The 10,726-nt window shown below is 64.0% G+C and carries 7 protein-coding genes and 1 tRNA gene; 3 read left to right on the plus strand and 5 right to left on the minus strand.

Features of this window, described 5'->3' with window-relative positions; genetic code table 11:
- Positions 1 to 33 precede the first annotated feature (33 nt).
- Positions 34 to 840 (plus strand): hypothetical protein, encoded by an 807-nt coding sequence (locus tag SNOV_RS23665; protein ID WP_144296037.1) that lies wholly within the window; start codon positions 34 to 36, stop codon positions 838 to 840.
- A 110-nt stretch (positions 841 to 950) separates the two neighbouring features.
- Here SNOV_RS23665 and SNOV_RS23210 read toward each other — a convergent pair whose 3' ends face one another.
- From SNOV_RS23210 to SNOV_RS21720, 5 genes are all read right to left on the minus strand, one after another.
- Entirely contained in the window at positions 951 to 2,501 is a 1,551-nt protein-coding gene (locus SNOV_RS23210; protein WP_013169124.1) for an AAA family ATPase, read from the minus strand.
- Positions 2,502 to 3,227: 726 nt separating this feature from the next.
- On the minus strand, positions 3,228 to 4,532 hold the full coding sequence (locus tag SNOV_RS21710; protein WP_013169125.1) for a tyrosine-type recombinase/integrase: 1,305 nt from the start codon (positions 4,530 to 4,532) through the stop codon (positions 3,228 to 3,230).
- The gene (locus SNOV_RS23670) at positions 4,532 to 4,753 is read right to left on the minus strand and encodes a hypothetical protein (RefSeq protein ID WP_013169126.1); all 222 of its coding nucleotides are present in this window, start codon (positions 4,751 to 4,753) and stop codon (positions 4,532 to 4,534) included. Before SNOV_RS23670 ends, SNOV_RS21710 begins: the two co-directional genes overlap by 1 nt.
- 122 nt (positions 4,754 to 4,875) lie before the next feature.
- Positions 4,876 to 4,965: transfer RNA gene (locus tag SNOV_RS21715), tRNA-Ser, on the minus strand.
- Between the two features lie 457 nt (positions 4,966 to 5,422).
- The gene (locus tag SNOV_RS21720; RefSeq protein ID WP_013169127.1) at positions 5,423 to 5,767 is read right to left on the minus strand and encodes a hypothetical protein; all 345 of its coding nucleotides are present in this window, start codon (positions 5,765 to 5,767) and stop codon (positions 5,423 to 5,425) included.
- Between the two features lie 388 nt (positions 5,768 to 6,155).
- Here SNOV_RS21720 and SNOV_RS21725 point away from each other — a divergent pair, with 388 nt between their 5' ends.
- Both SNOV_RS21725 and SNOV_RS21730 read left to right on the plus strand, forming a co-directional pair.
- A complete protein-coding gene (locus SNOV_RS21725; RefSeq protein ID WP_013169128.1) occupies positions 6,156 to 7,412 on the plus strand; it encodes an efflux RND transporter periplasmic adaptor subunit in 1,257 nt (418 codons plus the stop codon).
- Between the two features lie 45 nt (positions 7,413 to 7,457).
- Positions 7,458 to 10,646, plus strand: coding sequence for an efflux RND transporter permease subunit (locus SNOV_RS21730; protein ID WP_013169129.1), 3,189 nt, complete (start codon positions 7,458 to 7,460; stop codon positions 10,644 to 10,646).
- The last annotated feature ends 80 nt before the right edge of the window (positions 10,647 to 10,726 follow it).

A 10,726-nucleotide genomic window follows, 5' to 3' on the forward strand; every position in this document is an offset into this window, starting at 1 on the left:
GCCAAACTCGTTGGCAGTTCTGGGAGGCTTGGAGTGGAAACGGATGAAGTTGGCCAGTTGCTCGAAGCTCGGCTAGGACGCTGTACCGTCGGCTGGGTGAAACTGGAGCAGACGAAAGCTTCGTCGCTTGGTTCCGGGACTTTAATAAAATATAGATCGGTTCTAGGTGTTATAACTTGCGGTCATGTAGTTGAAGTACTTAAAGAACTCGACGAGTTTGGATTGTGCTTTTTTCCAGTACGGCCCAGCGAATATCAAAGACTTAAGTTCAAGCGAAATGTCGTTGAATTTTTTCAGATTGGCGAAGATTACAAAAGCCACCCATACCATGGGCCAGATCTTGGCTTCGTTAAGATTCCTCTGGAATACGAGGAAGATATTAAACTGCACTCTGTTGTTTTGAACATGGACATCCAATCGGATGAGTACCAGAGAGTTGGTTATCAGACGCCTTCGACCTCAGTTTTGTGCGGTGTCGTGGATGAGCGCACCACTCCTGGCCCTCAAAAATCTAACTATGGCGTCACGACCTTTAACGGATTGATTAACATTGGAAATATTACCGATAGATATTCTATATATGATTATGATTATTTGAAGTTTCAGCCACTGCCAGGGCCAGACGGTAAGTTGCCATCATCGTTCGCCGGAACCAGCGGAGGTGGGTTTTGGAACATTTGCTTCACACAGGCAGGCGATGGCATAAAATTTTCCAAGCGCCTATTTTCCGGTGTCGCATTTGCTGAAATGAAAGACAGTGAATCAGTTACTATATTGACCCATGGCCCCATTAGTATCTATGAGAAACTTCTCCCGATGATAAGAGAGCGGTGGCTTTAATCCGGTGAGTAATTATTGTCGCCGAATTGCCGTTTCCGCTCCCCCCCCCAAGAGTCCTATGACTCCTAAGACTTGGGAGTCTGAGGGGTCTTAGGGGGGTGTATAGAGCGCTATCGGCCCGGCATCTTGTAGGCGCCATAGCCGATCTTCTCAGCCTCTCCAGCCTTGACCATCGCACGCAGAAGATAATTCACGCTGCCGACCAGAGTCCCGGTCTCCTTCGCGATCTCCGCTGGCGTCATGGCGCCCGTAGCTTCCTGCAGCACGCCGAGGATCTGCTTGCGCTGTTCGGATCGCTTTACGTCATCGGCGTCGCCTAGCACCGACCACCGCCCGTCCTGGAGGCGCAGCGCTTTCTCGAATTCCTCGATGTCGCGCCCGCGGCCATAGAGCTTCGGCCCGTCGGTCGTGCGGTTTAGAACCAGGATTGTGTCGGCCGCGCCTGTCAGGCCGTTGGTGCCCGACACCGACTCCAGTGGATCATCGGCTTCGGCCTTCCGAACGTGGTGCACCACGACGACGGCCAGCCGGTGCTCACCGGCCCACTTCTGTAGCGGCGAGATCGCGTCATAGTCGGCGGCATAGCTGTCCTGGTTCGCCCTTTTCGGCGGGCGGACCATGCTGAGGGTGTCGACCACCACGAGCTTCGGCGCGGCAACCGATGTGCGCCATTGATCCAGACGCTGCAGCAGGCCGGCGTTCACCTTCGGCGCCTCGGTGAGGAGTTGCAGGCGGCGGACATCGGGCCGCTGGTGGCGGGGCAGCACGACCTTCAAGCGATCTTGCAGCCTGCGCCGGTTGTCTTCGAGCGCAAGATAGAGCGCGTCGCCGGGTTCACAGTCGACGTCGAGCGTTTGCCCGCCCGAAGCCACGCCAACACACATCCCAAGTGCCATCCACGACTTGCCCAGCTTCGGGCGGCCGGCAAGGATGGTGAGACCTTCAGTGACATATCCGGGCACGACGTACTCCACGGGTGGAAAATCGAGGCCTAGAAGGGTTTCCGCGTCGATGGCGCCGAGCGGGGCATTGTCGTTCGCGGCCCGTGCTGGCGCAGCGGACGCGGGCTCCTCTTCGTCCGGCTCGTCGTCATCATCGGGCTCTGGGTGCGCTGAAAAGAAGTGCTCACTGCCTCCCGGCGAGATCCAGAACTGGCCAAGGCGCCCGCCGAAGTCGGCGCCGAAGAGACACGGCCGGCCGTCATGCCCGGCACGGATCTCACCCCCGAACTGTGCGCGGAGGGTTTCAAGCCGCTCGCGAAGGCGCTCCCTCTTCAGGGCTTCGGCCTCGTCCAGCACTACGTTGCCGGCGATGACATCCTGAATTAGATCCAGCGCGGCGACGTTCGTGCGACCTTCGATCTGCACCACCTCTGGCGTGCCATCGCGCCATAGCGTGACGATGCTGATGTCGTCGCTGGTCTGAATCCAGCGGCCGAACCCATCCGTCAGGGCGGCGAGACGATCGATATCCGAGACCGTGAGATCGGCCCAGGACGATACCTTCGTAAGTGTATCCCGATCGGTGCCATCCCAGTCCGGTTCGCCGTGCTGAAATGGCACGAGGACAGGATCTCCGACCAGCTTCTCGCAAAAGGGCCGGAACTTCATCCACGCGGCACGCAGCTGCTGCTCGTGGTCGATATCTTTAGCTGCGATCATGAGGCGCACGGCTCCCAAGCGCGGCCATAGCGGCCTGCGCGATCTCGAGTGCAAGTTCAGGGTGAAGCGAAGCGGCGTGCCGGCCGCCACAGTTGGGCGGCCACACGCGGAGCTCGCCGGTGCGGGTTCGTTTCAACGTCAGGCCGAACAAACGAAGGCGGCCTGGCAACTCGACGTCAAAGCGCGCCAGTGCGTCCCCACCTGGCAGGGCCGGGTGGATACTGAGTACTTTCAATGGAAGGCCTCCAATGCGGAGGATGGATTGCCCTAAGGGGCGGCTTCGAAGTGACGTCTGCGCGCCGCTTCCGATCTGCGTACTAATATAGCAGTGGGTTCCGACTCCCGTGCTGCTTCACCTCTGCATGTGCCTCGCTATGCACAGCTACCGTTGGCGCCAGCACCACAAACCTGTTCACAGCGCGGCACATCTAGACGATTTCGACGCGCACTTTTCGCGCTGGAACACTACTTACCTAGCACTACCTGGCGCCGCGTGACGGCGCCGACGCCGCCTTCGGGCACCGCTCACCCCAGCGAATAGGGGCCTGCCGTTGAACGACAACCGCAAGTGGACTGACGCTGAAGTCGAACGCGCGCGAGACTTCCTCGCCGAGTGCGTGGTTGAGCTAGGTGATGAATTTGTCCCGTTCTTCTCTATAGTCGAGCGCGAACTCGAGCAGCGCCGCGTGCGCGGAAGTGCGGTCGAGAGGGCTCGCCATATCGCAGCTACACGGAGGCTGGCGGCTTGAAGGCGATCTTCCTTAACCAAGTCGCCTTCTGCTCCAAGCTAGGCCCAGCGCCGTATTTTGGGCGGGAGTACTTGTGCCCCATCAAGGCGGCGATGAGCTTTTCGGGAGCTTCGACCGCCGTCAATCGATCCTCAAAGGTGTGGCGCAGCGAATAGGCCGAGTGCTGCGGCGTCGGTCGCAGCTTGTTATTCTCAAAGAACTTCGAGACGAGCGCCGACAGACTAGCTGCCTTATCGCGGTAGCGCGGAAAGCCCTCTGGCTGCGCCTTCATAGCCATCAGCGCCACGCCGACCAGCGGCACGTCCCGCTCACTTTGCTCGGTCTTCATCCGACGCCCGTCAGGTCGCACCTGGATGTGCGGCACCTTGGCTTTCAGGATGATGCGGTTAGCGGTGAGATTGCACGCTTCTGACAGCCGCAGGCCCGTCTCCGCCATGAGGTACAGCACTCGCCGCGCCTCAGGGTTCAGGGTGCTGAGAGCGCCGTCGGCAAGAATCTTGTCCTGCACGAACTTCGCCTCAAACGCTGCTCGACTGGCCGTTCGTTCTCCGTCGATGCGCAACTGAGCGAAGACGGCTTCGAGACCAAGCCGGTGCCGCTGGTCCAGCGTGCGGAACATTCGATTAAGGTGGCCCACGTCCTTGTTCGCGGTCGCGATCTCGACGCCCTCGGACAATATTCGGTCCTGCCACCACCCTTGGAAATCTAGCGCGTCGTTCCGGGTGATATCGGCAATGGCCTTGTCGCCGATGACCTCGATCAGGTTGGCCAGGGCCCGCTTTTTCGGGTTCCCCCACTTCCGGAGTTGGTCCGGCGATAAGTCCACGAGCGACGCGCGCGAAAGCTTTTCATACTCCTCGAAAAGCCCTGAGAGCCTCATCTCTGGCTTTCCGACCAAACCGAACGCAGCCTTGGCTGTACCTTCGTCGAGGGGCTTGTCCATGAGCGCTGCCGCGCGGGGCATGACGTCCGCGAAACGGGCCAGCTGGGCCGCAGGCACGTATTCGAAACCGAGTGACCTCGCCGTGGCGCGCGCTGCCGCATAGGTCGTTGATGCGTTCTCGGTGTCGCCGGCGGCAAGTCCACGCCAGTACAGCTGGTGGTCCGCGTCGATGCGCGCGATTGCCTTGGCGGCAGCGATGCCTCTCGGGTCATCAGCGATACGGATTCCGGTCGATACCTTCACGACTCCGCGCCGATCGCGATCGGCGACCTCCAGCGGGACACGGCGCGCGTAGACCCAGAACCCGGAACGCCGCGTGAGGTAGCGAACTCGCGCCATTACGTGGGGCGCGCCGCCAAGGGCGATGTCACGCCAGCCGCGGCGCACATGCCGCAAAGCTCAACAACGATGCGCTCGACCTCGCGCAGCCGTTCCACCTCGTCGGACAGCTGACGGAGCAGCATCGCCTCCTCAACGGAGACGCCTTCGAATTTGGCGTTGGTCTGCAGGTCCAACCGATCAGCAACCAACCGTGCGCGTGCTGTGATTTCCTTCGCCATCCCGCCCTCCGACCGTGTCGTGTTGGTCAAATTGTTGGACGCGATGTTGGACACCTCGCACGGCCAGAGTCAAGCGCTGGCAACGATTCCTGTGCGATGACAATAGCTTAGGAGAAGTCGGCTGGCGGAGGGAGCGGGATTCGAACCCGCGATACGGTTTCCCGTATACACACTTTCCAGGCGTGCGCCTTCAACCACTCGGCCACCCCTCCGTCCGCGGGCCTGCGGCCCGGCGGCTTCGGCCGGCAGCGGCCGCGAGGCCGCCCCGTCGAAGAGGCGCGGAATATAGCGAAGCCCGTCACGCTGGCAAGCCGTCGCGGAAGGCGATGACGTGTTTCGTCTCCTCCGCCGCGATCCTCCACAGGCGCGTCCGGCTTTGCTCGCCCTCCTAGCCCTCCGACCTGCCGGCGTGATCGCGGCAAATCCCGAGCAGTCCGGTCCGTCGGCCCAACCAGCGCGGCGGATGGCGGACAACCTGAAACCTGACCGTCTTCCTGAGGTGCTGGCCGAAGGCCAGCCTCGAAGGATGCTTGTCCGTGCACCTCGGAAATTCATCCTTCGAGGCTCGCTCCGCTCGCGCCTAAGGATGGCGGCGCCTTTTTCCGTCGGGCTCCGCGATCTGCCGCCCGGCGCTCCGGGCGACGCAGCGGGCCCCCTCGGCCCGCTCCCTCAGTTCGCCGGGGCGGTGGTGGAGGTGATGGTGCAGCTCGCGGCGTCGGCCTTGGCGCCCATGAGGTGGACCTGGTCCTGGCCCTTCTCGCCGGCGACGACATTGTAGATCGTGGTGCCGGCTGAGCCGACTGCCTTGCCGCCGGCGGTGAAGGCGCAGTTGACGGCGACCGAGCCGACTGTGTTCGCCGTGCCGTTGACTACGGAAACGGCCATCACCGTGCCGACGTCGTTGGTGAAGATGTCGCCCTGCTGGAGCGTGAGGCCGGTCTCCGCCGTATAGGCGGCGGTGGCGAGGGTCGATACCGCGAGCAGGGCGAACGCCTGCCGTGCGACGAGATACATGAAGCGCCCCGATGCGGCCCGTCGGCGGCAGCCGGGCCGTCGTCCTGACAGAGATGTCGCCGCGCGCGGCAGCCTAGAGCAAGCGCGGCAAAAGTCGAGACGAGGCGTCGCCGTCGCTGCGGAAACTTCGGTGCGCGTGGTTGCCGGCGATGGCAGGGGCGCGGCGACCCGGCGGGCGGCGGCACTGTGCTTGCACACGGCAATGGTCATCACGTCGAAGAGCTTCCTGTGGCGGGTGATTCTGCGGCGCCGGGCCGCCGCTCGTCGTCAAAATTTCATCATGCCGTCACGACTATATTCATCAATACACACAAATAGTTGCTGCTAGACAACCCACCCGCCGACTGTATAGTCCGACGGCGGGGATCACGGACGATAGGGGAACGGGATGGGGCCGAGCGTATGTCTGGCGGGGCGGCGGCGCATGGGAGCCGGCCTGCTCGGAATCGGGGCGGTGGCCCTGCTGCTCGCGGCCTGCTCCGAACAGAATCAGTACGTCGCTCCCCCGCCGCCCAAGGTCACGGTCGCCAAGCCTCTCAAGCAGGAGGTGACGCGCTATCTCGAGCTCACCGGCAACACCTCCGCCATCAACTCGGTCGACCTCGTCGCCCGCGTCGAGGGCTTCCTGATGTCGATCGACTACCAGGACGGCAAGGTGGCCAAGAAGGGCGAGCGCCTGTTCCTGATCCAGCAGGACACCTACCAGGCCGACCTAGACCAGGCGAAGGCACAGCTCGCTTCCGCCAACGCCCAGCTCACCAACACCTCGGCGGAATATCAGCGCCAGCAGACGCTCGGCCAGCAGGACTTCTCCTCGCAAGCGACCGTCGACAAGGCCCGCGCGGCGATGGAGCAGTCGCAGGCCTCGGTCGACGCCGCCAAGGCGAGCATCGAGATCGCCACCATCAATTACGGCTACACCACCGTGATCGCGCCGTTCGACGGCATCGTCACCCGTCATCTCCAGGATGTGGGCCAGCTCGTCGGCAACGGCCAGCCGACCAAGCTCGCCACCATCGTGCAGATGAACCCGATCTACGCCTATTTCAGCCTCAGCGAGAACCAGGTGCTGCGCATCAAGCAGACGCTCGCCGCGGAGGGACGCACCGTCGAGGACGTCAAGCAGGTGGAGATCGACATCGGCCTGCAGAACGAGGGCGACGACTACCCGCACAAGGGCCGGCTCGACTACGTCTCGCCGGAAGTGGACCCGGCGACCGGCACGCTGCTGGTGCGCGGCGTGTTCGAGAACGAGAAGCTGTCGCTGCTGCCCGGCCTGTTCGCGCGCGTGCGCATCCCGGTCCAGAGGATCCCCGACGCCTTCCTGGTGGAGGACACCGCCATCGGCCAGGCCCAGCAGGGCCGCTACTTGCTGGTGGTCAACAAGGACAATGTGGTCGAGCAGAAGATCGTCACCATCGGCCAGAAGCAGGGCCAGTACCGCGTGATCGAATCCGGCCTTGCGGACGACGACCGGGTCGTGGTCGGCGGCATCCTGCGCGCCACGCCGGGCTCCAAGGTGGACCCGGAGGAGGCGCCGGCCAGCGCGGCGCCCGCCAGCGCCCCGGCAGATGCGCCGGCGAGTGCGCCTGCCAGCGCTCCGGCGCCGGCCGCGCCTGCTGCGGCGCCGAAGCCCGCCAACTGACCGACGAACGCCTGAACCGGATCGCCCGAACCGAAGGCCCGTAACATGATCTCGCGCTTCTTCATCGAACGGCCGGTTCTCGCCAATGTGCTCGCGCTGGTGCTTGTGCTCATCGGCAGTGTGGCGCTGATCACCCTGCCGGTCGCGCAATATCCCAACGTCGTGCCGCCGACCGTGCAGGTGACGACGCTCTATCCCGGTTCCAGCGCGCGCACCCTGGTCGACACGGTGGCGCTGCCGATCGAGCAGCAGGTCAACGGCGTCGAAGGCATGCTCTACATGCAGTCGACCAGCGCCAGCGACGGCACCTACACGCTCACCGTCACCTTCGCCATCGGCACCGATCCGGACTTCGCGCAGGTGTTGGTGCAGAACCGCGTGGCGATCGCTATGGCCTCGCTGCCGGAGGCGGTGCAGCTGCAGGGCGTGACCACCCAGAAGAAGTCGACCGCCGTCCTGCAATTCGTCGCCCTCTACTCGCCGGACGAGCGCTACGACAGCCTGTTCCTGGCCAATTACGGCGTGATCAACCTGCAGGACGAGATCGCCCGCCTGCAGGGCGTCGGCAATGTGCAGATCCTCGGCGCCGGCCAGTACGCCATGCGCGTCTGGCTCGATCCGGACGCGCTGCAGACGCGCCAGCTCACGCCCCAGGACGTGATCAGCGCCATCCAGCAGCAGAGCCAGGAGGTCGCCTCCGGCGTCGTCGGCATGCCGCCGGTGCCCAAGGGGCAGAACTTCCAGTACACGCTGGTGATGGACGGGCGGCTCAACGACGCCGCCGACTACGAGAACATCATCGTCAAGGTCTCGAATGCCGATGGCGGGCGCATCACGCGCCTGCGCGACGTCGGCCGCGTCGAGCTCGGCGCGCAGACCTACAGCCAGGTCTTCACCTTCAACGGCAAGCCATCGGCCTCGCTCGGCATCTATCCGCTGCCGGGAGCGAATTCGCTCCAGGTCGCCGGCGAGGTTAAGGCGAAGATGGAGGAACTCGCCAAGGCCTTCCCCCCCGGCCTCGCCTACGCGGTTCCGTTCGACACCACCGTCTTCGTCAACGCCTCGATCAACGAGGTGTACAAGACGCTGTTCGAGGCCGGCATCCTCGTGCTCATCGTCATCCTGGTGTTCCTGCAGGACTGGCGCGCGACGCTGGTGCCGGCGACCACCGTGCCGGTGACCATCATCGGCACCTTCGCGGCCATGGCGGCGATGGGCTTCACGGTGAACCTGTCGACCCTGTTCGCCATCGTGCTCGCCATTGGCATCGTGGTCGACGACGCCATCGTCATCGTCGAGGGCGTGGCGCGGCACATCGAGAAGGGGCTGCCCGGGCGGCTCGCCGCCGAGAAGGCGATGGACGAGCTGTTCGGCCCGATCATCGGCATCACCCTGGTGCTGATGTCGGTGTTCATCCCGGCCGCCTTCATGCCCGGCCTCACCGGCCAGCTCTACCAGCAATTCGCCCTCGTCATCGCCGCGACCGCCTTCATCTCAGCGATCAACGCGATGACGCTGAAGCCGACGCAGTGCGCGCTCTGGCTGCGCCCGCCGGTGCCGCCGGAGAAGCGCAACTTCTTCTATCGCGGCTTCAACGCCGTCTACGACCGCGCCGAGCACTGGTACGCCCGCCTCATCAGCCGGATGGTCCATGCGGCCGGGTTCGTCACTCTCGTCGGCCTGGTGCTGATCGGCGTGGCCATATGGGGGCTCACCCGCGTGCCCACCGGCTTCCTGCCGACGGAAGATCAGGGCTACGTGCTGATCGGGGCGCAGTTGCCCGACGCCGCCTCGCTCCAGCGCACCGAGGCGGTGATGCAGCAGGTCTCCGAGATCGCCATGAAGACGCCGGGCGTGAAGAACGTCGTCGCGGTCTCCGGCGTCTCCGTGCTCGACAACAACGCCACCCTGCCCAATGGCGGCGTCGCCTATGTCATCCTCGAGGACTGGAGCGTGCGCGACAAGGCCGGGCAGGGGCTGCTCTATATCTACGAGACGCTCAACAAGGAGCTTCAGCAGGTCGACGAGGCGACCACCTTCGTGCTGGTGCCGCCGGCGATCCAGGGCGTCGGCAACGCCTCCGGCTTCACGATGATGCTGGAGTCCAAGAATGGCAGTTTCGATTTCGTCGAGCTGCAGAGCTTCACCCAGGCCATCGTGCAGAACGCCTCGACCCAGTCGGCGCTGCAGCGGCTCTCGACCTCGTTCCGCGCGACCGTGCCCCAGCTCCAGCTGAACATCGACCGCATCAAGGCCGAGACGTTGGGCGTGACGGTCGGCCAGGTGTTCTCCACCGTGCAGGGCTATGTCGGCTCGAGCTACGTCACCCAGTTCAACCGGTTCGGCCAGACCTTCCAGGCCTATATCCAGGCCGAGGCCGATTATCGCCGCACGCCGGAGGAGATCCTCAACCTCAAGATCCGCACGCCGGATGGCACGATGGTGCCGCTTGGCACGCTGGCCGAGGTGAAGCCGACGCTCGGCCCGCCGCTGATCACACTGTATAATCTGTACCCAGCCTCGACCATCCTCGGCGCTCCGGCCACCGGCTTCTCCTCCGGGCAGGCGCTCGACATCATGGAGCAGATCTCCGACAGCACGTTGCCGCCGGGCATGGGCTTCAACTGGAGCGCGATGTCGTACCAGGAGAAGGTGGTCGGCAACGAGGTCTACTACGTCTTCGGCCTCGCCATCCTCTTGGTCTATTTCGTGCTCGCCGGCCAGTATGAGAGCTGGGTCCTGCCGCTCTCCGTGCTGCTCGCCGTGCCGCTCGCCCTTCTCGGCACGGTCGGCGCGCTGACCGGGCTCGGCGTCGCCAACAACCTCTACACCCAGATCGGCCTGATCCTGCTGATCGCGCTCTCCGCCAAGAACGCCATCCTCATCGTCGAATTCGCCCGCGAGAAGCGGGCGGAGGGCATGGAGCTGATGGACGCGGCGGTGGAGGCGGCGCGGCTGCGCTTCCGGCCGATCCTGATGACCTCCTTCGCCTTCATCCTGGGCGTGCTGCCACTGGTGCTCGCTACCGGTGCCGGCGCCAATTCGCGCAAGTCGATCGGCATCGCCGTGTTCTCGGGCATGCTCGCCTCGACCTGCCTCGCGGTGCTGTTCGTGCCGTCCTTCTACACCGTGCTGCAGCGCTTCGAGGAATGGCGCGCACGCGGCAAGGACGGCAAGGCTCCGTCCGCGCCGGCCGCGAGCGAAGCGGGTGGCGAGCCGAGCCCGGCGCCGTAAGCCAGCCGGCGGTCGCGGGCGCCTGCAATTGCGGCAACCCCGTGATGTTTCCCTAGGCGTTCGCCGCGGATTGGATACAG

Origin of the sequence: Ancylobacter novellus DSM 506 (assembly GCF_000092925.1) — a bacterium.
Taxonomy (GTDB): Bacteria; Pseudomonadota; Alphaproteobacteria; order Rhizobiales; family Xanthobacteraceae; genus Ancylobacter; species Ancylobacter novellus.